Here is a 21,563-nt window from a genome sequence, read left to right as displayed (position 1 = left end):
ATGCTGTATTGAGTTCTGACCTTGTGACGTGTGCAACGTCGGCAAAGTTCCTTGTCTAGCGCTCATTCTGACACGCTAGGGCGTGGGTGCAACAACTCTGGCGTATTGAGGTTGGCCAGGCGTGGGTCGTTTTCTGCGCAATCGAGCGCCTGTGCCCCCAGTTTCAGCAGGATCTGGCGCGGGCTGCGCTCTGCAGCCAGCCAGGCGTTTTCTACCGCCTCGCGCAGATGCGTCGGTATGACGCAGAGCAAAGGTTCCCAGAACGCGCCGTGGCGGATCATCACCGGCACCTGTGGGTGTTGCCGTGCGGTTTCGAGCAGGTCGGCCAGCAGTTGCCCATCGATGTGCGGCACATCACAGGGCAACACCAGTAAGTGCTCATGGCGTGCGGCAGTCAGCCCGGCGCGGATGCCGGCCAAGGGGCCGGGGAAGTCTGCACTGTCGTCACTGACCAACTGGTCGCCATAGGGGGCGTACTGCGCCTGATTGCGGTTGCAGGAGATGATCAGGTCGTCGGTCAACGGCCGCACCAACTGGTGCAGATGGGCAATCAGTGGTTGCCCGTGCCAGTCGAGCAGGCCCTTGTCCAGCCCGCCCATGCGCTGGCCGCGACCGCCGGCCAACAACAGAATCGAGCAGGGCAGGGGCGAAGAATTGAATGGCATGACGGCTCCGCAGGGGCAGTGAAATAGGGGGCTGTGATATAACATCGGGCTGTTCCTTCGACAACCGGACCGAGCCATGAAAGCCAAGGCTGATGCGCCTTTCGTACCTCTGAACATCGCTGTACTGACCGTCAGCGACACCCGTACCCTGGAAACCGACACCTCCGGGCAGGTCTTCGTCGACCGCCTGCTCGCGGCGGGCCATCGCCTGGCCGAACGGGTACTGCTCAAAGATGACCTCTACAAAATCCGTGCGCAAGTGGCGCACTGGATCGCCGAGGATGTGGTGCAAGTGGTACTGATCACTGGCGGCACCGGCTTCACTGGTCGCGACAGCACCCCGGAAGCCGTCAGTTGCTTGCTGGACAAGCAAGTGGACGGGTTTGGCGAGCTGTTCCGGCAGATATCGGTCGCCGATATCGGCACCTCCACCGTACAGTCCCGCGCCTTGGCCGGCCTGGCCAATGGCACCCTGGTGTGCTGCCTGCCGGGCTCCACCAATGCGGTGCGTACCGGTTGGGACGGGATCCTCGCCGAACAGTTGGATGCGCGCCATCGCCCGTGCAATTTCGTGCCGCACCTCAAGCTCGCCGAACCGTGTGAATCTCGTGGATAAGCCCGGCAAAACCGGTGCGTTGATGCCCGTAGAAGAGGCCCTTGAGCGGCTGTTGAGCATGGCCGAGGCTGCGCCGATCCGTGAGCAGGAACACCTGCCCTTGGCCGAGTGCGACGGGCGCGTGCTGGCCGAGGCGCTGGTGTCCACCCTCGACCTGCCGCCCTGGCCCAACAGTGCCATGGATGGCTACGCCTTGCGCACGGCCGATTGGGCGGGGGAACCGCTGGTGGTGAGCCAGCGCATCTTCGCCGGCCAGGCCCCTGAGCCCTTGGCGCCAGGTACCTGTGCGCGGATTTTCACCGGAGCCCCGGTACCCGAAGGGGCCGACTGCGTGGAAATGCAGGAAAACGCCGAGGTGCAGCCCGATCAGCGCGTGAGCTTTACCCAGGCGCTGCACCTAGGGCAAAACATCCGCCCCAAAGGCCAGGAGACAACTGTCGGTGAAGAAGTCCTGGCTGCCGGCACGCGTCTGGGGCCGATTGAGCTGGGCCTGGCAGCCTCCTTGGGGCGCGACCGACTGCCTGTGGTGCGCCGCGTGCGTGTGGCGGTGTTGTCGACGGGCGACGAGTTGATCGAGCCGGGCCTGCCGTTGGGGCCGGGGCAGATCTACAACAGTAACCGCCGAGTATTGTGCAGTTGGTTGCAGCGCCTGGGCTGCGAGGTGATCGACGCCGGTATCTTGCCCGATGACCTGGAGTTGACCCGTACCCGCCTGGGCGCACTGGGTGCGGTGGATTTGATTCTGTCCACCGGCGGTGTCTCGGTGGGGGAGGCCGACTTCCTCGGTATCGCTCTACGCGAGGAGGGTGAGCTGGCCTTGTGGAAGCTGGCGATCAAGCCTGGTAAACCGCTGACATTCGGCCATTTTCGCGGTGTGCCGGTGATCGGTCTGCCGGGGAATCCGGCGTCCACCCTGGTCACGTTCTCCCTGCTGGCACGGCCCTACCTGCTGCGCCGCCAGGGTGTCGAAGCGGTGCAGCCCTTGCGTTTCGAGGTGCCGGTGGGATTCGTCTGGGCCAAACCGGGCAATCGTCGCGAATACCTGCGCGGGCGCCTTGAGCAAGGGCGGGCGGTGATCTACCAGAACCAGAGTTCCGGTGTATTGCGCAGTGCCGCCTGGGCCGAGGGTTTGGTAGAAGTCCTGGAAGGCACCACATTGGCCATCGGTGACCGGGTGAACTTCATTCCCCTGAGTGAACTGCTGGGCTGAAGAATTAATTGACAGCCCAATGGCTTTTTTCCGCTTGCCGAAGGTCAACATCCCTCAGGTCCCCTGCAACGATAGGAGCTTCACCCCATGAGCACACCCAAGGCACTGCTGATTCTGCACGGCAAGCAAGCCCTCAATGAAGACGTGCGGGCGGCAGTGCAAGGTAAGCGTGAGCAGGGCTGGGAGCTGGCGGTTCGCGTCACCTGGGAGGGCGGCGATGCCCAGCGCCTGGTGGGCGAGGCGCTGGAGGCCGGTTACACACGCCTGATCGCGGGTGGCGGCGACGGCACGTTGCGCGATGTGGCCGAGGCCATGGCCCGCGCCAAGACTGACGCCAGCCTGGTGTTGATGCCCCTGGGCACCGCCAATGATTTTGCCCGTGCGGCCGGTGTGCCGCTGGAGCCGCGCCTGGCCCTGGAACTGCTGGACGTTGCACCGCACGCCATTGACCTGGGGGAAGTGGGCGGGCAGGTTTTCCTCAACATGGCTACCGGCGGCTTTGGCAGCCAGGTCACGGCCAACACCTCCGAGGATCTGAAAAAGGTGCTGGGCGGCGCGGCCTACCTGTTTACCGGCCTGTCGCGTTTCAGCGAGTTGCGGGCGGCCTACGGGGAACTGGTGGGGCCGGACTTTCATTGGCGCGGTGAGTTGCTGGCGCTGGGGATCGGTAACGGTCGCCAGGCCGGTGGCGGGCATGAACTGTGTCCGGGCGCGCTGGCCGATGATGGTTTGCTGGATATCAGCATTCTGCCGGCGCCTCAGGAAGTGGTCGGCACCTTGCGCAGCCTGATGACCGACGGCTGGGGCCTGGACAACCTGTTTGTGCGGGCACGCCTGCCGTGGGTGGAAATCAAGGTGGCCGAAGGGCTGGATATCAACCTCGATGGCGAACCGCTCAAAGGCAATGATCTGCACTTTCGTGCCTTGCCCAAGGCTCTGCAGGTGCACTTGCCGTTGGACTCACCGTTGCTGGCTAATCGTCCAGGCTGATGATCTGCTCGCGCACGGCAAACAGCACCAGGCCGGCGACATCGAAAATCTGCAGGCGCTTCATGATTTGCGAGCGGTGAGCTTCCACGGTCTTGATGCTCAGGCCCAGGCCGTGGGCAATCTCCCGGGTGGACTTGCCGCGCACGATCAAGCGCAGGATTTCCAATTGGCGTGCGGTCAGGTTGTGGCGCTGCACCGGCTGCGTGGTTTGCGACTGGCTGTGGATCAAGGCCTGGTTGATCACCGTGTGCGCGATGGCCGGGCTCAGGTAGCGCTCGTTATTGCGCAGGGCCAGCAACGCATGCTCCAGCTCGTTGGCGGTGGTGTCCTTGAGCAGGTAGCCGTGGGCGCCTGACTCCAGGGCACGCATGATCAATTGCGGGTCGGTGTGCATCGAGAGGATCAGCACTTTGCTCTTGGGGTAGGCGTGCTTGAGTTGCTGCAACGCATCCAGGCCGCTGGTGTGTTTCATCGACAGGTCCAGCAGGACGATATCGGGCTGCAAGGCAGTAAATTGTGCCAGCACCTGCGCGCCATCATTGGCTTCGCCGATCACGGCGTAGCCGGGGATATCGAGGATCAGTGCACGCACGCCGGCCCGGATCAGTGCGTGGTCATCCACCAGGAGTAAATTGCAGGTCACTCTAAAACCTTAGGCGGACTGGCCCGTTCGAGGGCGCGGGGCGCCCAGGGGAAAAGCGCCTCGATCCGTGTCCCGAAGCCGGGTTGGCTCCTGACAGACAACGTGCCTCCCAGTTGATCAATGCGCTCGGACATGCCCGCCATGCCTCGTTGCCCCTCCAGGCCGGGGTCGGTAGCGGGCGAGAATCCCTGGCCGTCATCACTGATAAACAGCGACAACCCCTGGGGCAGGCGTTGCAGGCGCACCAGCAGGTTGCGTGCCTGGGCATGGCGCAGCATGTTGGTCACGGCCTCCTGGGTGATACGAAAGGCCGCCACCGCCATCTCTTCCGGAATCCCGGCCAGGCGTTGCTGGCATTCCAGGCTCCAGTGCACAGGAGTGTTTTCCAGGGTCTTGAGCAGGTGCGCGCGCAGGCTTGCTTCCAGGCCCAGGCTGGCCAGCTGCCGGGGGTTGAGAATGGCCGAGACGTCGCGCACCTTGGCCAGGGTTTCGTTGAGGGTGTTACACAGCACAGTGCACTGCTCCTGCAACTCTGCCGGCAGGCGACGCTGGAGCCAGTCGCCTTGCAGCTTGGCGGCGGTCAGCAGTTGGCCGATATCGTCATGCAGCTCGCGGCTGAGGCGATGGCGCTCGTTTTCCTGGACTTGCAACAGGCGGTCGGCCAATTCCTGGGGTTGAAACTTGATGGACTTGCGCGAGCGCCAACGCTGCAGGCCAACGGCGGCCAGGATGGCCAGGTTGAGCAGTAGCAGGAGTATCGGCAGCGGAGCCTGGTGGGCATATACCCACAGGCTGACAAGGGTCGCGCACAGGCACAGGCCAAGCGTGATCCAGCGAGTACTGCTTCGGGATCCGAACCTGGCGATAAGTGACTTGGGGCTGGTGTACATAGCAGATGGAGCCGATGGGTGTTCGCTGCGGGTAGACCGGTCACGACCGCTGACTGGGCTCTGTTTGAAAAGCATATTGAGTCTGATAAGAGTTCGAAGGCGTTCTCGGGGTTTTTACAGCATGCCGGTCAGCCACTTCGAACGCGGCAATAGTACCATCAACAATTACCGCTGGTCGCCTGGAACGGTGCTTAGTTCAACGATGTCTAGTTGTATTATTAATTTTGTCTTGCATCGTTATTACCAATGCTGGCTCATTGATAGTTGGCTGGCTAAATACCTCCTCGGGCACTAGTTGGGCACCCGCTGGCATGCCCGGATTAACCGCGAGGCCGGTTCAGGAGGCGTGGGGCACGGATTGGCGATAGGCGCTGCCAATGTCCTTCTGTGGGATCTGCCGGGCGACGGTTTCAATCAGCGTGGTTTGTTCCGCTTCATCCAGGCTGAGTTTGCCGGTCTTGATATCGATCAATTCCAATTGCCAGGCCAGTAATGTCAGGCAGTCATGCAGGGCTGAGAGCGCCGCATCGTGCAGTTGCACCGGGTTCTGGGCATTGCTGATCAGGACCTGGATATGCCGCGAAAAATTGCCGATGACCTCCAGCGCCATGGCGTCGGCTTTCTCGGCCAGTCGGGTCAGGCTGTTTTTCATGCAGTCGATGGCATCGTTGTCGTTGCGGATCAAATGCAGGTGGCTCAAGCATTCCTCCGACTTGGCCAGCAGCATTTCGGCCTCCAGAAGGAACTCGGGAAGTGCATCTTGCCACTCTTTACCGTCGTTCATCATGAAAGTCTCCACAACATACGGTCAGATAGTGAGATGTAGTACTGGCGTAATAGCTGCAAACTAGCGCCGAAATATGACCGGAATCTGTAGTTCGTTTCTGATTTTTTAGTAGTACTTTTATTTGGCTGATGAGCGTCGTGACTGCTGGCGCTGCTTGCAGTAGAAACATTCAGAGGCATTCGCATCACTTCGATTGCCCAGGTGTTAATGCCTGGAAGGCCCTTGGGCCGTGGGCTTGCGATAGCAAACAAAAGCCTGACTCCATTCATGCAATGAGAATGGCGTCACATTAATGGCTATTGGATATCGCGAATATCAGGTTGGACCCGATTGTGACTAGGGGAATCCCCTATGGCGTGGAACCTAGTGGTGTTTTGAGAGTCGCGCGTGGCTGACGGGCTGGCAGTGAGATGACTTCAGTAAAGCATGATGTCAGTGTGACATCAATGCATTTGCGTGGCATTTTAGCGGGGGTCAAGGTCTGGCACTGTTTGCCGATAACCTCTTCCAGTAAGCAGCAAATCTTTCAGCGCACCCCAGGAGTCTTCAATGGCCGGCATTCTCGACACGGTAGATCAACGCACGCAATTGGTGGGTGAGAATCGCCTGGAGATCCTCATGTTTCGCCTGGCAGGGCGCCAGCTGTTCGCGATCAACGTGTTCAAGGTGCAGGAAGTCCTGCAATTGCCCAAGCTGACGCTGATGCCCCAGCGCCACCCGTTTGTCTGCGGTGTGGTCAACCTGCGCGGCCAGACCTTGCCGGTGATCGACCTGTCCCAGGCCATCGGCATGCGCCCGCTGGTGCCGGGGCCTAACAGCACCATTATCGTTACTGAGTACAACCGTTCGGTACAGGCCTTCCTGGTGGGCGGCGTAGACCGCATCGTCAACATGACCTGGGAGTCGATCCTGCCGCCACCAGCCAGCGCCGGGCGCCAGCACTACCTCACGGCGATCAGCAAGGTGGATGAGCAGTTGGTCGAGATCATCGACGTGGAAAAAGTCCTTGCCGAGATCGTGCCCTACAACGCCAAGGTCTCCCGGGAAAAGCTCGAAGACCCAGTGCTCGAACGGGCCCGTGGCCGCGAAGTGCTGTTGGTGGATGACTCCAATGTGGCTTTGTCGCAACTGCGCGACACCCTGGGGCAACTGGGGGTCAAGATGCATATCGCCAGCGACGGCCTCAAGGCGTTGAACATGCTCAAGGCGTGGGCGGACAGCGGTGTGGTGATGACCGACAAACTGTTGATGATCTTCACCGATGCCGAAATGCCCGAGATGGACGGCTACCGCCTGACTACCGAGATCCGTAACGACCCGCGCCTGCGCGGTCTCTATGTGGTGCTGCACACCTCGTTGTCTGGCAGCTTCAACGACTCGATGGTGAAGAAGGTCGGTTGCGACAACTTCCTCTCCAAGTTCCAGCCCGACAAACTGGTGGATGTGGTGCGCCAGCGCCTGATGCTGGATGAAATCCCGGCCTGATCCCCAGCCCTGTGGGAGCTGGTTTGCCGGCGATGGCCATGAGTATCTACACAACTCTCTAACACTTCTGGGCTCTGGGTTTTGGGCTGGTGCAGGGGACATATCCATGGCCGTGTCGCGGCTACCCCGGCATCCTGCCGGGGTGCCCACTGCGCAATACCTGTCTGCGGCCATCGTGGTTTAACGGGGCGCCTAAGATCAAAATCACAAGCAAAGCGAGGCGGCCTGACAGCCGACCTGATCGTCGAATCGTGCGCGTACCCCTGTGGGAGCGGGCTTGCTCGCGATGGTCGTTAACGATGACGTTGGGTATCTGACACCCCGAGTTGTTCTTGCTGGCGTCATCGCCGGCAAGCCCGCTCCTACAGGTGATGGCGCCTTGAATGCCCGCGGATATTTTGATTCTGCCAGCGGCCTCGTATAGGGTGACGTTTTTGCTCACAGGAACCCAGGCTCATGCTTCGTCTCAGTGCGTTGTATCGGTACCCCTTGAAGTCAGGCAAGGCAGAAACCTTGGCGCATATCGGCCTGGATAAACTCGGGCTGGACGGGGATCGACGCTGGATGTTGGTGGATGAGGCCAGCGGGCGTTTCCTGACCCAGAGGGCGGTGGCGCAGATGAGCCAGCTGTCGGCACTCTGGAGTGCCAGCGGTGGCCTGACCTTGAGCGGTACCGGTCGGCCCACCCTGGAGGTGGCGTTGCCCGGCGCTGACGCCGAGTTGCGTGGCGTCACCATTTGGCGCGACACCTTGCGAGTTCCCGATGCCGGCGATGAAGCTGCACGCTGGGTCAGCGACTTTATCGGCAAACCGACCCGGCTGGTACAGGTGCCCCTGGAGCGTGCGCGCACCACGGCGGCCGGTTATGGCAAGGATGATGATCAGGTCGCGTTCGCCGACGGTTTCCCGTTGTTGCTGATTGGCCAGGCGTCCCTCGACGATCTGTCGCAGCGCATCGGTCGGCCCATGGAAATGCTGCGCTTTCGCCCCAACCTGGTGATTGAAGGCAGCGAGGCCTTTGCCGAGGATGGCTGGAAGCGTATCCGCATTGGCGATGTGGAGTTGCGGGTGGTCAAGTCCTGTTCCCGTTGCATCCTCACCACCATCGACCCGGCAACCGGTGAGCGCAGTGCTGACCGTCAGCCGCTGGCAACCTTGGAAACCTACCGTAAAGAGCCCGATGGCGTGATGTTCGGCCAGAACCTGGTCAATGACGGGGTTGGCCGCCTGGAAATCGGCATGCCGGTGACGATCCTCGAATAACCCAGGCCCCATGAAAAATGCCCGTCTCATCGAGACGGGCATTTTTTTGCGCGAGGGAAAGGCTTAGCCGCGGTATTCGCACAGATAAGCAGTGTCCACGGCCACTTTGAGCTGGAACTTGCTGTCGGCAGGTACGTTGAACTGGCTGCCGGCGGCGAAGGTTTCCCAGGCGTCGCTGCCTGGCAACTTGACGGTCAACGCGCCCGAGACCACGTGCATGATTTCCCGCTGGGCCGTGCCGAATTCGTATTCACCCGGTGCCATGACGCCGATGGTCGCCGGGCCTTCCGGGGTACCGAAAGCGATCGACTTGACGGTGCCGTCGAAGTACTCATTGACTTTGAACATGGGTGGATCCTCGAAAAAAGGGGCAAGAAAGGCCGGCCAGTATGCCTTCTACACGGGCAAAATCAACGGCAGCAAGCGTGCCGTGTTACGCGCATCTTCCAGTGCCCGGTGTTGCTGGCCGTTGAACTGCATGCCCGCCAGTTGCAACGCGCCATTGAGCCCCAGCGGCTTGTCCAGGCGCCGGGCCTTGGCGAAGCGTTGTTTGAGGTTCACATGGCGTGTCTGGCCAAGCACACTGGCCAAGCCATGGCGCTGCCACTCCAACTCCAGTTGCTGGCGATCGTAGTCGCCCCAACTGGCCCAGCCTTCCAGGCGCGAATGATGCTGGCCCAGCCAGCGTTCGAACAGCGGCCAGACCTCGGTCAGCGGCGCAGCGCTGTCGATATTGGCCTGGCTGATGTGCGTCAACTGGCGGCAGAACGGCGTCAACAGTGGGCGGCGCAACGGCCGCACGAAACGCTGGAAGTGATCCAGCTCGCGGCCTTGACGGTTGACCAGGCTCACGCCGATTTCGATGATTTCCATCTCCGACACGGGCCAGCCGCCTTCATCCGTTGTGGCTTCAAGATCAATAATCAGCCAATGAGGCATCGCAGGTTCCCGTACTCATCCCTTTCTGATGGGGATAGAGCGTAGCCAAGCCTGGTAGTTCCGCCCAGGGCTACTCGATCTGCAGCAATACCTGGCGATTGCGCACCTGATCGCCGGCGCTGACGTGAATGGCCTTGACCACACCGTCGATGCCCGCCTTGAGCGGGTGTTCCATTTTCATGGCTTCGAGTACCAGCAACAGCTGGCCTTTGCTCACCCTATCGCCTTCGCGCACCTGCGCCAGAATGATGGCCCCGTCCATCGGCGCCTTGACCGTACCGTTGCTGGTTGGCGCTTCACGACTGGCCACGGTTTGCGTCTGATTGCTCACGCACAGGCTGTTGCCGGCGTGCAACAGCCAGAGCTGGGTGCCTTGCAAGTGATAGGCAACCCGTCGCCGAACGCCATTGATGTCCAGGCTGGCCCAGCGCCCGTCGCTGTGGCGGATGTGTATATCGATGTTGGCGACTTGCACATGATCGTCCGCCAATAGCCGCACGCTGACCTCGTGACGGTGTTCATCGAAGCACAGGCGGTAGGTCCAGGGCACGTTGGCGTTGTTGCGCCAGCCCGCCAGGGCCGGGCGATGCACTGCCGCGCTGTGCCGATAGAACAGGGCGGCGGCCAGTGCCAGCGCTTCTTCGCTGATGGCGGGGCGGGCAATATCGCTGAAATGTTCGGCGATAAACCCGGTGCTGAAATCTGCCGCGACAAACTGTGGATGCTGGAGCAGGTCCGCCAGTAACCGCTGATTGCTGGGAACCCCCAGCAACACGCAGTCCTGCACCGCGCGCAGCAGCTTGCGCCGCGCCTCTTCGCGAGTGGCGCCATGGGCGATGATCTTGCCCAGCATTGGGTCATAGAACGGGCTGATGCGCTGCGGGGCCTGCAAGCCATGGTCGACCCTGACGCCGGCCGCCGGCTCCCAGCGCAGTACCTCGCCGGTTTGTGGCAAGAAACCCTGGGCCGGGTCCTCGGCGTACAGTCGCACCTCCATGGCATGGCCGGTCAGCGTCACCTGCTCCTGGCGCAACGGCAGGGGTAGGCCGGCGGCGATTTGCAGTTGCCAATCCACCAGGTCCAGGCCGGTGATCAGTTCGGTGACCGGGTGCTCCACCTGCAGGCGGGTGTTCATTTCCAGGAAATAGAACTGCCCGTTCTGGTCCAGCAGGAACTCCACGGTGCCAGCACCGACATACTCCACCGCGCGCCCGGCTTTGAGCGCCGCCTCGCCCATGGCCTGGCGCAGCTCGGCGGTCATGACCGGGCAGGGCGCTTCTTCGATGACCTTCTGATGGCGGCGCTGCACCGAGCAATCGCGCTCGCCCAGGTAGATCAGGTTGCCGTGGGCGTCGCCGAACAGCTGGATTTCCACATGGCGTGGCGCAATCAACGCCTGCTCCAGAATCAGTTCGTCGCTGCCAAACGCGTTCAGGGCTTCGGACCGTGCGGTGTGCAACTGTTCTAGTAGTTGCGCAGGTGTATGCACCAGGCGCATGCCGCGTCCGCCGCCGCCGGCACTGGCCTTGATCATCAGCGGGTAGCCGATGCGTTCGGCCTCGTTTTGCAGGGTGGCGTCGTCTTGTGCGCTGCCCTGATAGCCGGCAATGCACGGCACACCCGCGGCGAGCATGGCGATTTTCGACAGGCGCTTGCTGCCCATCAATTCGATGGCGTGGGCGCTGGGGCCGATGAATACCAGGCCGGCGGCGATGCAGGCCTTGGCGAACTCGGGGTTTTCCGAGAGAAAGCCATAACCGGGGTGGACCGCATCGGCGCCGGTGAGGCGCGCGGCGTCGAGGATCGCCTGAATGTTCAGGTAGGACTGCTGCACCGGGGCTGGGCCGATGTTGACGGCTTCGTCGGCCATGCGGACGTGCAGGGCGTTGGCGTCGGCCTCGCTATAGACTGCCACGGTGCGGTAGCCCAGGGCCTGGGCGGTGCGCTGGATCCGGCAGGCGATTTCGCCGCGGTTGGCGATCAGTATTTTATTGAAACTGGGCATGTTCGGTCCCTGTGTGATTGGTTGCGCAGGTGCGGGCTCCCACAGGTGATGTGGCGTTTTCAAGATCAACTCACCCACCTGGCCTTGCGCTTCTCGACAAACGCCCGCGTTCCCTCAATTCCTTCTTCCCCGGTCACCGCCTCGGCAAACCAATCGGCAGCCTGGTCCAGCAGCAGTTCCAACGGCTGATCCAGACTCTGGAGCAACAACGCCTTGGTCCGGGCATTGGCACGCGGCGCACAACGCAACACCTGGCCCAACACCTCATCCAGGCGCTGCGCCAACCCCTGGGGATCATGCTCGACAAAATGCACCACCCCCAGGCGCTGCGCCTCGACCCCGTCAAACCGCGCCGCCGTCAACGCCAGGCGCCGGGCCTGTGTCAGGCCGATACGCTGCACCACAAAGGGTGCGATCTGTGCCGGCAGCACGCCGAGGCTGGTTTCCGGCAAGCCGAACTGCGCCTGGTGATCGGCAATCGCAATGTCACTAACGCACGCCAGGCCAAAACCACCGCCCAACACCGCACCCTGCAACACCACGATCACCACCTGCGGCAATGCCTGGACCTCTTGCAGCAGCGCACCAAACACCCGGTTCAGATCTCGCAAGCCCTCGCGGCTGCTCGCACGGCTCATGTCCTTTACATCACCGCCGGCACAGAAGTGCCCACCGGCGCCACTGATCACCAGCGCCCGCACGTGCTCGTCACCCGCAACATCCGCCAGCACCGCGCGCAGTTCGCTGACCATCTGCAAACTCATGGCATTGCGGCTCTGCGGGCGATTGAGGGTGATGTGCAGCACGCCGTTGTGCGGCTCCAGCATCAGCGTCTCGCAGGTATTCACGACTTTTTACCCGGCAGCGTGCCCATCAGTTTGCAGATGATCCCCAGCATGATTTCGTCGGCACCGCCGCCAATCGACACCAGGCGCACATCGCGATAGGCGCGGGCCACCGGGTTGTCCCACATAAAACCCATGCCGCCCCAGTATTGCAGGCAACTGTCGCTGACTTCACGGCCCAGGCGCCCGGCCTTGAGCTTGGCCATCGAGGCCAGCCGCGTCACGTCCTGGCCCTTGATGTATTGCTCGGTCGCCTGGTAGACCAGCGCACGCAGGCATTCGATCTCGGTGGACAGCTCGGCCAGGCGAAAGTGGATCACCTGGTTGTCGATCAAGGCCTTGCCGAAGGTCTGGCGCTCCTTGCAGTAGGCGATGGTGCTGTCGATGCACGATTCCAGGCCCTTGATCATATTGGCTGCGCCAAACAGCCGTTCCTCCTGGAATTGCAGCATCTGCATCATGAACCCCGCGCCTTCATGGCCGATGCGGTTGCGCTGGGGGATGCGCACATCATCGAAAAACACCTGGGCAGTTTCCGAGCTGTGCATGCCGAGCTTTTCCAGGGGCGGGCTGACGCTGATACCGGGGGTGTTCATCGGCACCATGATCAGTGACTTGTTGATATGCGGCTTGCCGTCCGAGGTGTTGGCCAGCAGGCAGATAAAATCGGCACTGGGGGAGTTGGTGATCCACATCTTGCTGCCGTTGATCACGTAGTCGTCGCCATCCTTGCGCGCGTGGGTTTTCAAGCCCGCCACGTCGGAGCCGGCGCCGGTTTCCGAGACGCCGATGCAGCCCACTTGTTCGCCGCTGATGGCCGGGCGCAGGAATTCCTCGCGCAACTCATCGGAGCCAAAACGTGCGAGGGCCGGGGTACACATATCGGTCTGCACGCCGATGGACATCGGGATACCGCCGCAATGGATGGTGCCGAACTCTTCGGCGGCGACAATCGAGTAGCTGTAATCCAGGCCCATGCCGCCGAACTTCTCGGGCTTGGAGATGCCCAGCAGGCCGAGGTCGCCGGCCTTGCGGAAAATCTCGTGGATCGGGAAGCGCCCGGCTTTTTCCCATGCGTCGACATGGGGGTTGATCTCGCGGTCGACAAAAGCCCGTATGGTACGACGCAGCTCTTCGTGTTCCTGGGTGAAGATCATTTTTATTGTTCTCCTGATCGTTAAAAGCGCGCGGCGCCGAAGCTGTTGGGTTGCAATTGGCGCACCTGGGCCTCTTGGCAGATATCCAGCAGGTAACCCAGCAAGGTGCGGGTGTCCCGTGGGTCAATCAGCCCGTCGTCCCACAGGTTGGCGCTGCCATACAGGGCCGTGGACTGGCTATCGAGTTTCTGTGCGGTGACCTGTTCGAGCATGTCGAGCATCTTGGGATCGGGCACCAGGCCGTCTTTCAATTGCTTGGCCTCGGTGACAATGCGCAGCACTTTGCCGGCCTGGGCGCCGCCCATCACGGCGGTGCGGCTGTTGGGCCAGGCAAAGATAAAGCGCGGGTCCAGGCCGCGGCCGCACATCGCATAGTTGCCGGCGCCGTAGGATCCGCCGACCACCACAGTCAGCTTGGGCACGCGGGCATTGGCCACCGCCTGGATCATCTTCGCGCCGTGCTTGATCACCCCTTGTTGTTCGGATTCGGTGCCGACCATAAAACCGGTGGTGTTGTGGAAGAACAGCAGCGGGGTCTGGCTCTGGTCGCACAGCTGGATAAACTGCGCGGCCTTGCTCGCGCCCTTGGGGGTGATTGGGCCGTTGTTGCCGATAAACCCGCAGGCGCGGCCCTGGATCTGCAAGTGGCCGCAGACGGTGTGGGGATCGTACTCGCCCTTGAATTCGAGGAAGTTGGAGCCGTCGGCGATGCGCGCGATGATTTCCCGTACGTCGTAGGGCTTTTTCGGGTCGTCGGGGATCAGGCCCAGCAACTCTTCAATCGGATACAGCGGCTCGGCGTAGGCCCGCACCGGCTGGGGCGGCAGCCGATCGTCCCACGGCAATAGGCTGACAATCTCGCGCACGATGCGCACGCCATCGGCATCATTTTGCGCCAGGTATTCGGCGGTGCCGGCGGTTTGCGCATGCATCTGGGCGCCGCCCAGCTCTTCATCCGTCGCCACTTCACCAGTGGCCGCCTTGAGCAACGGTGGGCCGGCCAGAAACAGCTTGGCTTTGCCGCGCACTACCACCACGTAATCCGAAAGTCCTGGCTGATAGGCACCGCCAGCGGTGGCCGAACCGTGGACTACGGTGATCTGCGGCAGGCCCATGGCCGACATCCGTGCCTGGTTGGCAAAGCTGCGCGCACCTTCGACGAAAATCTCGGCGGCGTAGTTGAGGTTGGCGCCGCCGCTTTCGGCCAGCGTCACCACCGGCAGTTTGTTTTCCATGGCGATCTGTTGCAGGCGCAGGGATTTTTTCAGGCCCGATGGCGAGATCGTCCCACCCTTGATCGCACTGTTATTGGCCACCACCAGCATGCGCACGCCGCTGACATAGCCAATACCGGCAATCAAGCCGCCACCGGCGGCGCTGCCGTCCTTGTCATCGTGCAATTTGTAGCCGGCCAGGCTCGCCAGTTCGAGGAAGGGCGCGCCGGGGTCGAGCAACAGGTTCAGGCGTTCGCGGGGCAGCAGTTGGCCGCGTTTGTCGAACTTGCCCTTGGCTTCGGCGGCCTTGTCCAACAGGTTCTGTTCCAGTTGGCGCAGGTGGTTGATGGCCGTGAGCATGGCCTCGCGGTTCTGTGCGAACTGCGGGTGGTGGGCGTCGAGTAGCGAGTCGATGACCGGCATGGTTTATTGGCCCTCCTTGAGCACATCCGGCAGGTAGGCACGGTGAAAACCATTGAAGGACGGGCTCGGCGGCTGGGCCTTGTGCAGCGGCCAGGCGCGGCTGCCCAGGCTGGCGGCGCCATCGATGCGCAAGGTGCTGCCGCTGACGAACGCGGCGGCGGGGCTGAGCAGGAACACAATCGCTGCGCTGACTTCCGATTCGGTGCCAATGCGCTTGAGCGGTACATGCTCGCGCAGGGTCGGGATCACGGCCTTGAACGCACCTTCGTAGGTGTCCATGCCGCTGGAGGCGATCCAGCCTGGTGCCACGGCGTTGACCCGCACCCCGGCGTAGCCCCACTCGAACGCGGCGGTCTTGGTGAAGTTGTCCATCCCCGAGCGCGCCGCGCCGGAGTGGCCCATGCCAGGCATGCCGCCCCACATATCGGCCAGCATGTTGACGATGGCGCCGCCGTGCTTGCTCATCGATTGATTGAACACTTCCCGCGCCATCAGGAAACCGCCCACCAGGTTGGTGCGCAGCACCGTTTCAAAGCCTTTTTGATTGATCGACGCCAGGGGCGAGGGGTATTGGCCACCGGCGTTGTTCACCAGGCCGTGGATTGGCCCGTGTGCTTCGATGATCTGGCTGACCAGCGCCTTGACCGCTTCTTCATCGCGAATATCGCAGGCCTGCCAACTGGCGCGGCCACCGTCATCGCTGATCTCCTGGGCGACACCTTGGAGTTTTTCCGGCTTGCGCCCCACCAGCACCACATGGGCGCCGAGGGCTGCCAGTTCATGGGCGGTGCAGCGGCCGATGCCACTGCCGCCACCGGTGACGATAATGGTCTGCCCCAGGAACAGGTCGGCTTTGAAGATCGAGTCGAAGGCCACGGCGAGAGTCCCTTAGTTGAGTTGATCGGCGAGGTGGCGGGGCACGGCAATCGGTATTTCCAGCAGTTGCTGGGCGAAGGCCTTGCCCTGTGGGTCGATGCGCAGGCTGGCGATACCGCCGCCGCCCAGGGCATTTTCGAGGAGGAAATTGAGGCTGTGGCTGCCGGGCAGGTACCAGCGTTCCACGCGCCCATGCAGTGGGTCGAGGACGTGGCTCATCCAGTCGACGATCACCTCGGGCGTCAACGCCTCAGCGATCCATGGCAAGTATTCGGGGCGGCGTGCGATTACCCCGATATTGCTGTGATTGCCCTTGTCACCGGAGCGCGCCACGGCCAGTTTGACCAAGGGCACGCTGGCATCGGCGCGGCCTTCGGGCTTGGGCGGGTCGAGCGGTGTGTGGGGCGTGCCCAGGGCCGCTGTGGCAGGCAGTTCGCAGGGGTGGGACTGGCCCTGGAAGTCGACGCTCAAGGTGCAGGCGCGCTTATCGATCAGGAACGAAAACAGGCGGATCAGCGGATACACGGTGGGTCTGCCGCCAACGATGCCGGTCAGGCCCGGCGCCATGCCGGTGGCGGCCTGGGCAATTTCCCGGGCGAACAGCACCAGTGCTTGTTTGCTCGGGTGACGCACCGCCAGTTTGAGCACCACCTCGCGGCAATCCTGGCGCCGGGCGTGGGCGCCGTAGGTGGCTTCGCTGCCGAGCAATTCAATATTGACCTCGGTGTAGGGCGCCCAGCCGCGCTGGCTGAACAGTTGCGAGGTTTTGTTGATGATCGCCTGGCTGACCCGCTCGGCCTTGGCCACCGCATCCATGCCGGCCAGCAGGCAACTGGCGGTGCAGCGAAAACCGTCGGGGTAGGTGGCGCTGACTTTGTACTGATCGGTCGGCGCCAGGCCTTTAGCGCCGTGCAGGCGCACGCGGTTTTCGCCTTGTTGCTCCAGTGTGACCTGGCTGAAGTCGCAGATCACATCCGGCAGCAAATAGGCGCGGGGGTCGCCAATTTCATACAGCAGTTGTTCGGCGACGCTCAGTTCGCTGATCAACCCGCCTGTGCCCGGTGCCTTGCTGACGGTGAACTGGCCGTCGGCGCTGACGTCGACAATCGGGAAGCCGATGTGCTCGTAGTCCGGCACCTCGCGCCAATCGGTGAAGTTACCGCCGGTGCACTGCGCGCCGCATTCGATGATATGCCCGGCCAGCGCGGCCTGGGCCAGTCGGTCGTAGTCCTGCCACGACCAGTTGAACTCATGCACCAGGGCCGCGCTGACCACCGCGCTGTCCACTACGCGCCCGGTGATGACGATATCGGCGCCCAGTTGCAGGGCCTGGACGATGCCCGGCGCGCCGAGGTAGGCATTGGTCGACACACACATCGCCGGCAACGGCGCGCCGCTGAACATATCGCTGATGCCCTGCAGTTGCTTGAACTGCGGTTGCAGGTCGTCGCCCAGCACCACGGCGATTTTCAGCGGCACCCGTGCCTGGTCGCAGACAGCCTGCAATGCCGCGGCGCAGGCCTGGGGGTGGATGCCGCCGGCGTTACTGATCACGCGGATGCCCTGGCGCTGGATATCGGCGAGCAATGGCGCAAGCACTTCGACAAAGTCCGTCGCGTAGCCGGCCTGGGGATCCTTCATCCGCGCCCCGGCGAGGATCGACAGGGTGACCTCCGCCAGGTAGTCGAACACCAGGTAATCCAGGGCGCCGCCGTGCACCAACTGCGCGGCGGCGGTGCAGGTGTCGCCCCAGAATGCACTGGCGCAGCCGATACGAACGGTCTTGTCCATGGGACGTCCTTCTCTGGAAAATCGCTGGGTCGAGACTACCAAGCAAGCGCTTGGTTTGTAAACTCTGCTCATAACTTTTGCCCAAGCGCTTGCTTGGGTGGCTGTCACGGCCTAAATTGCCGGCCATGACGCAATCAAAGTAGTTGAGGAGAGCAGCATGGATGAGCAAAAAGCCCTGGAGGTGATGCGCACCATGGTGGACGGCGGGCAACTGACCGACCCCGACAGTGCCCGGGGCAAGCTGCTGCAGACCGCGGCTCACCTGTTTCGCAACAAGGGCTTTGAACGCACCACCGTGCGTGACCTGGCCAGTGCCGTGGGGATCCAGTCCGGCAGCATCTTTCATCACTTCAAGAGCAAGGATGAAATCCTGCGGGCGGTGATGGAAGAAACCATCCACTACAACACCGCGCTGATGCACGCCTCCCTGGCCGAAGCGAGCAACGTGCGCGAGCGGGTGCTGGCGCTGATTCGCTGTGAGTTGCAGTCGATCATGGGCGGCAGCGGCGAAGCCATGGCCGTGCTGGTGTATGAATGGCGTTCGCTGTCGGCAGAAGGGCAGGCCCAGGTGCTGGCGTTGCGTGATGTCTACGAAGATATCTGGCTGCAGGTGCTGGGCGAGGCCAAGCAGGCGGGTTATATCAAGGGCGATGTGTTTATCACCCGGCGTTTTCTGACCGGGGCGTTGTCCTGGACCACGACCTGGTTTCGCGCCCAGGGCAGCATGACCCTCGAACAATTGGCTGATGAGGCGTTGCTGATGGTTCTCAAGGCTGATTAGGCCTGGAGCGCAAGCCATTTATTGTCGGGTCGAAAGTTGTCTCTCCAGACAAAAACGCCTAGCTTAGCGAGATTCAGATTTGAACGGTGCGTGCCTGATGTTTTCGCCATTGCGGCTGGCTGCGGGACTTACAGTATTGGCAATGGGCACCCTGTGGCAGGCGCAAGTTTCAGCGGCCCAGTTGGTGCGGATCGGTGCCGCGCATTTTCCGCCGTACACCGTGCGCCCGGAGCAGGGCGCCGACACCGGATTGCTGCCGCAACTGCTGGAGGCGCTGAATCGTGCGCAGACCGAGTACCAGTTCGTACTGGTGCCGACGTCCATCCCCCGGCGTTTTCGTGATTTCGAACAAGGCCGGGTCGACATGGCTATCTTCGAGAACCCGCAGTGGGGGTGGCAGGATATTCCCCATACCAGCGTCGACATGGGCCTGGAGGACGCCGAAATTTTTGTTGCCCAGCGCCAGTCCGGTCGCGACCAGGGGTATTTCGCTGAACTCAAGGGCAAGCGCCTGGCAGTGTTCAGCGGCTACCACTACGCCTTTGCCAGCTTCAACCCCGACCCCAAGGCCATGGCCGCACAGTTCAATGCCACGTTGACCTATTCCCATGACAGCAACTTGCTGATGGTGACCCGTGGCCGTGCGGATATTGCCCTGGTGACGCGCTCCTACCTCAGCGACTTCATGGTGCGCAATGCCGACACTGCCGGGCAGTTCCTGGTGTCCGAACGCATTGACCAGGTCTACCACCACTACGCATTGCTACGGCCCAAGGCCGCGATCAGTGGCCCGGCGTTTGCCGAGTTGCTCAAGGGCCTGCGCGACAGTGGCGAGTTGCTGAAGATCTTCGAACCGTACCGCATTGATGTGCTGCCGGTAGCGGATGCGCCCTGATCCCGGTAACGGCGCTTAAATTTTTGCTGTTGGCTCACGTCACTTCGTCTAACTGTCGACGATTACCGTGAGCCCCTTCCATGCCTAATCCCAATGATTTGTCAGTCCTGCCACTTCCGGCAGGGCCCACCCTGAACGCAGACGAAAGCGATAGCCGCCTGACCCTGACCCTTGCAGGCCAGCCGTTGGTGCGCCTGCGCCTGGAGCGCGGCGATGCACTGGACGTGTATCTGCAAAACCCCGCTGAGGTTCCTTCGGTGCAAGCCTTGTGGGCGGCGTGTTACTGGCTGTTTGCCCGGGAACCCGAGCGCCAGCAACTGACCTGGCACCTGGAGCACACCCCTGACGAGGCCCTGCGCAGCGGCCTGCTGCTGGCCACCGACGTGGTGGGGCAGTTGCGTTGCGAGCGCACCCTGTTCTGGCAATTGCCGCAGCCGTGGTTGGGCCAGCCGTTGAATGATGCCTATCCGCAACAGATGATTATCAGCAACGGCAAGCGCCATCCGGTGCGTGCGCCCAAGCCGCGCGGTGAAGTCTATCGACGTTTCGATGCACGCCTGGGTGCGTGGATCTCACTGCGCACGCTGGAGATCGATGTCGACCTGGCTCGCTTCAATCGCTGGCAGAACAGCGCGCGTGTCGCCAACTTCTGGCAGGAAAGCGGCAGCCTGGAGCAGCATCGCGACTACTTGACGAAGCTGGACGCCGACCCGCATACCCTGACGCTGATCGGCTGTCTCGACGATGAGCCCTTTGCCTATTTTGAGGCGTATTGGGCCAAGGAAGACCGCATCGCGCCGTTCTATGATGCGGACGATTACGACCGGGGTATCCATATGCTGGTGGGGGAGGAGCATCATCGTGGGCCGCACAAGGTTGCCAGCTGGCTGTCGGCGCTGGTGCACTACCTGTTCCTCGACGACCCGCGCACCCAGCGCGTGGTGGCGGAACCGCGAGCCGACAATGCGAAGATGATCGGGCATATGCAGAACCAGTGTTTCCACTGCGAGAAGGAATTCGATTTCCCCCACAAGCGTGCGGCGCTGATGATCCTGGGGCGGGAGCGGTTTTTTGAGCGGTGTGGGTTGGTCTGAGCGCTACAGGGCAACGAATATCAAATGTTGTGGGAGCGGGCTTGCTCGCGAAGGCGGTTTGTCAGTCAATTGATTCGTTGGCTGATACACCGCCTTCGCGAGCAAGCCCGCTCCCACACGCGTGGTGCTCAGACGCGTCGGGCAAAGGTATCGCTATGCGTCCCCGAAACCTTACGGCAGTGCACCAACGCATCGCGGATCATGAAGTTGACCAGGGTCGGCGACACGCCCAGTTCCTTGGCAATGTCCTTCTGCGGCACGCCATGCAGGCGGTACATCTCGAACGCGTAGCGCGTGCGCTGGGGCAACTCGGTCAGGGCGTCGGCGATGTTTTCCAGGGTGGAAAAATTGATATGCGAGGTTTCGGGTGAAGCGCCATGAATAACCACATTCAAGCCTTCCTCTTCCGTCCCGGAGTATTTCAGTTCCAGGGCCTGTTTACGGTAGTGGTCGATAGCCAGGTTGCGCACGATCTGGAACAGATAGCTCAGTTGCGCCTTGAACGATGAGGTGATCTGCGGTGCCGATTGCAGTCTGAAGTAGGCGTCCTGCACCACGTCTTCGGCGCGGGAACGGCAGCCGGTAATGCGCGCCGCGATCTTGACCAGGATCAGTCGATTATCGACAAACGCCTGGAGTAACGGTGAATCGCACCTGCTTGTGGATACTTGTTCCGTCATGGAAATCACCTTGCTGCAATAAGGTTTTAGTGGAGGGCATCCCTGCTGAGGCCTCCTACATATCGGGCAACAAATTATTCTTAATGATAATGATTGTCAAATGAGAAGTAGGATTAATCTTATTCCGAAATATAAATTGTGAGGTGCTTCTCTTTGTGTGTGGGCCTGGGCCTGCTGACTAATTATTTTGTCGGGCCATCCGTTCTCATTGGTGACAGGCCAGCCAGCACGCCGGCCAAGGATTTGCACCCGGAGGAGGACGACATGCGTTTGTATCGCGAGAACCCAGCGTTCCAGGCAAGGGTGGTCTGAGA

Annotated in this window: 20 protein-coding genes and 1 pseudogene; 8 read left to right on the top strand and 13 right to left on the bottom strand. The window is 61.9% G+C overall.

The annotated features are described in order from the left end of the window. Nucleotides 1-62 precede the first annotated feature (62 nt). Nucleotides 63-665, bottom strand: a complete 603-nt coding sequence (mobA, locus tag BFQ03_RS04645) for a molybdenum cofactor guanylyltransferase MobA (protein ID WP_032862781.1) — start codon at nt 663-665, stop codon at nt 63-65. Nucleotides 666-741: 76 nt separating this feature from the next. Between mobA and moaB the strand changes: the two genes are divergently transcribed. The 3 genes and pseudogenes from moaB to yegS form a co-directional block, all read left to right on the top strand. After that, nucleotides 742-1,281, top strand: coding sequence for a molybdenum cofactor biosynthesis protein B (moaB, locus tag BFQ03_RS04640; protein WP_029298095.1), 540 nt, complete (start codon nt 742-744; stop codon nt 1,279-1,281). Further along, entirely contained in the window at nt 1,265-2,491 is a 1,227-nt protein-coding gene (glp, locus tag BFQ03_RS04635) for a molybdopterin molybdotransferase MoeA (RefSeq protein WP_090291513.1), read from the top strand. Before moaB ends, glp begins: the two co-directional genes overlap by 17 nt. A gap of 87 nt (nt 2,492-2,578) precedes the next feature. Then, nucleotides 2,579-3,503, top strand: a pseudogene (yegS, locus tag BFQ03_RS04630) (lipid kinase YegS); the annotation flags it as partial. Here the strand turns inward: yegS and BFQ03_RS04625 are convergent. From BFQ03_RS04625 to BFQ03_RS04615, 3 genes are all read right to left on the bottom strand, one after another. Continuing rightward, nucleotides 3,465-4,124, bottom strand: a complete 660-nt coding sequence (locus tag BFQ03_RS04625; protein ID WP_032862776.1) for a response regulator transcription factor — start codon at nt 4,122-4,124, stop codon at nt 3,465-3,467. The pseudogene yegS and the gene BFQ03_RS04625 overlap by 39 nt on opposite strands. Beyond that, nucleotides 4,121-5,014 carry a sensor histidine kinase gene (locus BFQ03_RS04620; protein ID WP_032862775.1) on the bottom strand — a complete coding sequence of 298 codons (894 nt, stop codon included), beginning with the start codon at nt 5,012-5,014 and terminating at the stop codon, nt 4,121-4,123. The genes BFQ03_RS04625 and BFQ03_RS04620 overlap by 4 nt, the downstream gene beginning before the upstream one ends. A gap of 337 nt (nt 5,015-5,351) precedes the next feature. Continuing rightward, nucleotides 5,352-5,801 (bottom strand): hypothetical protein, encoded by a 450-nt coding sequence (locus BFQ03_RS04615; RefSeq protein WP_032862774.1) that lies wholly within the window; start codon nt 5,799-5,801, stop codon nt 5,352-5,354. Between the two features lie 549 nt (nt 5,802-6,350). Here BFQ03_RS04615 and BFQ03_RS04610 point away from each other — a divergent pair. Both BFQ03_RS04610 and BFQ03_RS04605 read left to right on the top strand, forming a co-directional pair. Further along, a complete protein-coding gene (locus BFQ03_RS04610) occupies nt 6,351-7,286 on the top strand; it encodes a chemotaxis protein CheV (RefSeq protein ID WP_065942574.1) in 936 nt (311 codons plus the stop codon). A 456-nt stretch (nt 7,287-7,742) separates the two neighbouring features. Next, the gene (locus tag BFQ03_RS04605; protein WP_032862772.1) at nt 7,743-8,549 is read left to right on the top strand and encodes an MOSC domain-containing protein; all 807 of its coding nucleotides are present in this window, start codon (nt 7,743-7,745) and stop codon (nt 8,547-8,549) included. Between the two features lie 63 nt (nt 8,550-8,612). Here the strand turns inward: BFQ03_RS04605 and BFQ03_RS04600 are convergent, their stop codons facing one another. From BFQ03_RS04600 to BFQ03_RS04565, 8 genes are all read right to left on the bottom strand, one after another. Next, nucleotides 8,613-8,897 (bottom strand): pyrimidine/purine nucleoside phosphorylase, encoded by a 285-nt coding sequence (locus tag BFQ03_RS04600; protein ID WP_032862771.1) that lies wholly within the window; start codon nt 8,895-8,897, stop codon nt 8,613-8,615. 48 nt (nt 8,898-8,945) lie between these two features. Next, complete coding sequence (locus BFQ03_RS04595; protein ID WP_032862770.1) at nt 8,946-9,488, bottom strand: 3'-5' exonuclease; 543 nt, start codon at nt 9,486-9,488, stop codon at nt 8,946-8,948. Nucleotides 9,489-9,558: 70 nt separating this feature from the next. Further along, nucleotides 9,559-11,493 (bottom strand): acetyl/propionyl/methylcrotonyl-CoA carboxylase subunit alpha, encoded by a 1,935-nt coding sequence (locus BFQ03_RS04590; protein ID WP_065942573.1) that lies wholly within the window; start codon nt 11,491-11,493, stop codon nt 9,559-9,561. Between the two features lie 65 nt (nt 11,494-11,558). Further along, entirely contained in the window at nt 11,559-12,320 is a 762-nt protein-coding gene (locus BFQ03_RS04585; RefSeq protein ID WP_032862790.1) for an enoyl-CoA hydratase/isomerase family protein, read from the bottom strand. A 17-nt stretch (nt 12,321-12,337) separates the two neighbouring features. Continuing rightward, a complete protein-coding gene (gene atuD, locus BFQ03_RS04580) occupies nt 12,338-13,495 on the bottom strand; it encodes a citronellyl-CoA dehydrogenase (RefSeq protein ID WP_032862768.1) in 1,158 nt (385 codons plus the stop codon). A gap of 20 nt (nt 13,496-13,515) precedes the next feature. Then, nucleotides 13,516-15,132: a geranyl-CoA carboxylase subunit beta gene (gene atuC, locus BFQ03_RS04575; RefSeq protein WP_065942572.1), complete on the bottom strand. Its 1,617-nt coding sequence runs from the start codon at nt 15,130-15,132 to the stop codon at nt 13,516-13,518. Nucleotides 15,133-15,135: 3 nt separating this feature from the next. Continuing rightward, nucleotides 15,136-16,008 (bottom strand): SDR family oxidoreductase, encoded by an 873-nt coding sequence (locus tag BFQ03_RS04570; RefSeq protein WP_065942571.1) that lies wholly within the window; start codon nt 16,006-16,008, stop codon nt 15,136-15,138. A 12-nt stretch (nt 16,009-16,020) separates the two neighbouring features. Further along, nucleotides 16,021-17,799 (bottom strand): acyclic terpene utilization AtuA family protein, encoded by a 1,779-nt coding sequence (locus tag BFQ03_RS04565; protein WP_065942570.1) that lies wholly within the window; start codon nt 17,797-17,799, stop codon nt 16,021-16,023. A 157-nt stretch (nt 17,800-17,956) separates the two neighbouring features. On the opposite strand from BFQ03_RS04565, the gene BFQ03_RS04560 reads away from it, so the two are divergent. From BFQ03_RS04560 to BFQ03_RS04550, 3 genes are all read left to right on the top strand, one after another. Then, the gene (locus BFQ03_RS04560; protein ID WP_032862762.1) at nt 17,957-18,580 is read left to right on the top strand and encodes a TetR/AcrR family transcriptional regulator; all 624 of its coding nucleotides are present in this window, start codon (nt 17,957-17,959) and stop codon (nt 18,578-18,580) included. A gap of 97 nt (nt 18,581-18,677) precedes the next feature. Next, complete coding sequence (locus tag BFQ03_RS04555; RefSeq protein WP_032862760.1) at nt 18,678-19,475, top strand: substrate-binding periplasmic protein; 798 nt, start codon at nt 18,678-18,680, stop codon at nt 19,473-19,475. An 80-nt stretch (nt 19,476-19,555) separates the two neighbouring features. Next, nucleotides 19,556-20,569, top strand: coding sequence for a GNAT family N-acetyltransferase (locus BFQ03_RS04550; protein ID WP_032862759.1), 1,014 nt, complete (start codon nt 19,556-19,558; stop codon nt 20,567-20,569). A 128-nt stretch (nt 20,570-20,697) separates the two neighbouring features. On the opposite strand, the gene BFQ03_RS04545 is transcribed toward BFQ03_RS04550, so the two are convergent. After that, nucleotides 20,698-21,249, bottom strand: a complete 552-nt coding sequence (locus tag BFQ03_RS04545) for an RNA polymerase factor sigma-70 (RefSeq protein WP_029298131.1) — start codon at nt 21,247-21,249, stop codon at nt 20,698-20,700. Between the last annotated feature and the right edge of the window lie 314 nt (nt 21,250-21,563).

This window comes from Pseudomonas sp. 25 R 14 (genome assembly GCF_900004755.1).
Classification (GTDB): Bacteria; Pseudomonadota; Gammaproteobacteria; order Pseudomonadales; family Pseudomonadaceae; genus Aquipseudomonas; species Aquipseudomonas brenneri.
The sequence above is the reverse complement of the archived record's forward strand: the minus strand, read 5'-3'. Positions and strand labels throughout refer to the sequence as shown.

What these genes read in the sequence shown, in the direction of transcription:
- mobA (WP_032862781.1), bottom strand. Translation starts at nt 665, where the DNA reads ATGCCATTCAATTCTTCGCCCCTGCCCTGCTCGATTCTGTTGTTGGCC.
- moaB (WP_029298095.1), top strand. Translation starts at nt 742, where the DNA reads ATGAAAGCCAAGGCTGATGCGCCTTTCGTACCTCTGAACATCGCTGTA.
- BFQ03_RS04620 (WP_032862775.1), bottom strand. Translation starts at nt 5,014, where the DNA reads ATGTACACCAGCCCCAAGTCACTTATCGCCAGGTTCGGATCCCGAAGC.
- BFQ03_RS04615 (WP_032862774.1), bottom strand. Translation starts at nt 5,801, where the DNA reads ATGATGAACGACGGTAAAGAGTGGCAAGATGCACTTCCCGAGTTCCTT.
- BFQ03_RS04610 (WP_065942574.1), top strand. Translation starts at nt 6,351, where the DNA reads ATGGCCGGCATTCTCGACACGGTAGATCAACGCACGCAATTGGTGGGT.
- BFQ03_RS04605 (WP_032862772.1), top strand. Translation starts at nt 7,743, where the DNA reads ATGCTTCGTCTCAGTGCGTTGTATCGGTACCCCTTGAAGTCAGGCAAG.
- BFQ03_RS04600 (WP_032862771.1), bottom strand. Translation starts at nt 8,897, where the DNA reads ATGTTCAAAGTCAATGAGTACTTCGACGGCACCGTCAAGTCGATCGCT.
- BFQ03_RS04595 (WP_032862770.1), bottom strand. Translation starts at nt 9,488, where the DNA reads ATGCCTCATTGGCTGATTATTGATCTTGAAGCCACAACGGATGAAGGC.
- BFQ03_RS04590 (WP_065942573.1), bottom strand. Translation starts at nt 11,493, where the DNA reads ATGCCCAGTTTCAATAAAATACTGATCGCCAACCGCGGCGAAATCGCC.
- BFQ03_RS04585 (WP_032862790.1), bottom strand. Translation starts at nt 12,320, where the DNA reads ATGCTGGAGCCGCACAACGGCGTGCTGCACATCACCCTCAATCGCCCG.
- atuD (WP_032862768.1), bottom strand. Translation starts at nt 13,495, where the DNA reads ATGATCTTCACCCAGGAACACGAAGAGCTGCGTCGTACCATACGGGCT.
- atuC (WP_065942572.1), bottom strand. Translation starts at nt 15,132, where the DNA reads ATGCCGGTCATCGACTCGCTACTCGACGCCCACCACCCGCAGTTCGCA.
- BFQ03_RS04565 (WP_065942570.1), bottom strand. Translation starts at nt 17,799, where the DNA reads ATGGACAAGACCGTTCGTATCGGCTGCGCCAGTGCATTCTGGGGCGAC.
- BFQ03_RS04560 (WP_032862762.1), top strand. Translation starts at nt 17,957, where the DNA reads ATGGATGAGCAAAAAGCCCTGGAGGTGATGCGCACCATGGTGGACGGC.
- BFQ03_RS04555 (WP_032862760.1), top strand. Translation starts at nt 18,678, where the DNA reads ATGTTTTCGCCATTGCGGCTGGCTGCGGGACTTACAGTATTGGCAATG.
- BFQ03_RS04550 (WP_032862759.1), top strand. Translation starts at nt 19,556, where the DNA reads ATGCCTAATCCCAATGATTTGTCAGTCCTGCCACTTCCGGCAGGGCCC.
- BFQ03_RS04545 (WP_029298131.1), bottom strand. Translation starts at nt 21,249, where the DNA reads ATGACGGAACAAGTATCCACAAGCAGGTGCGATTCACCGTTACTCCAG.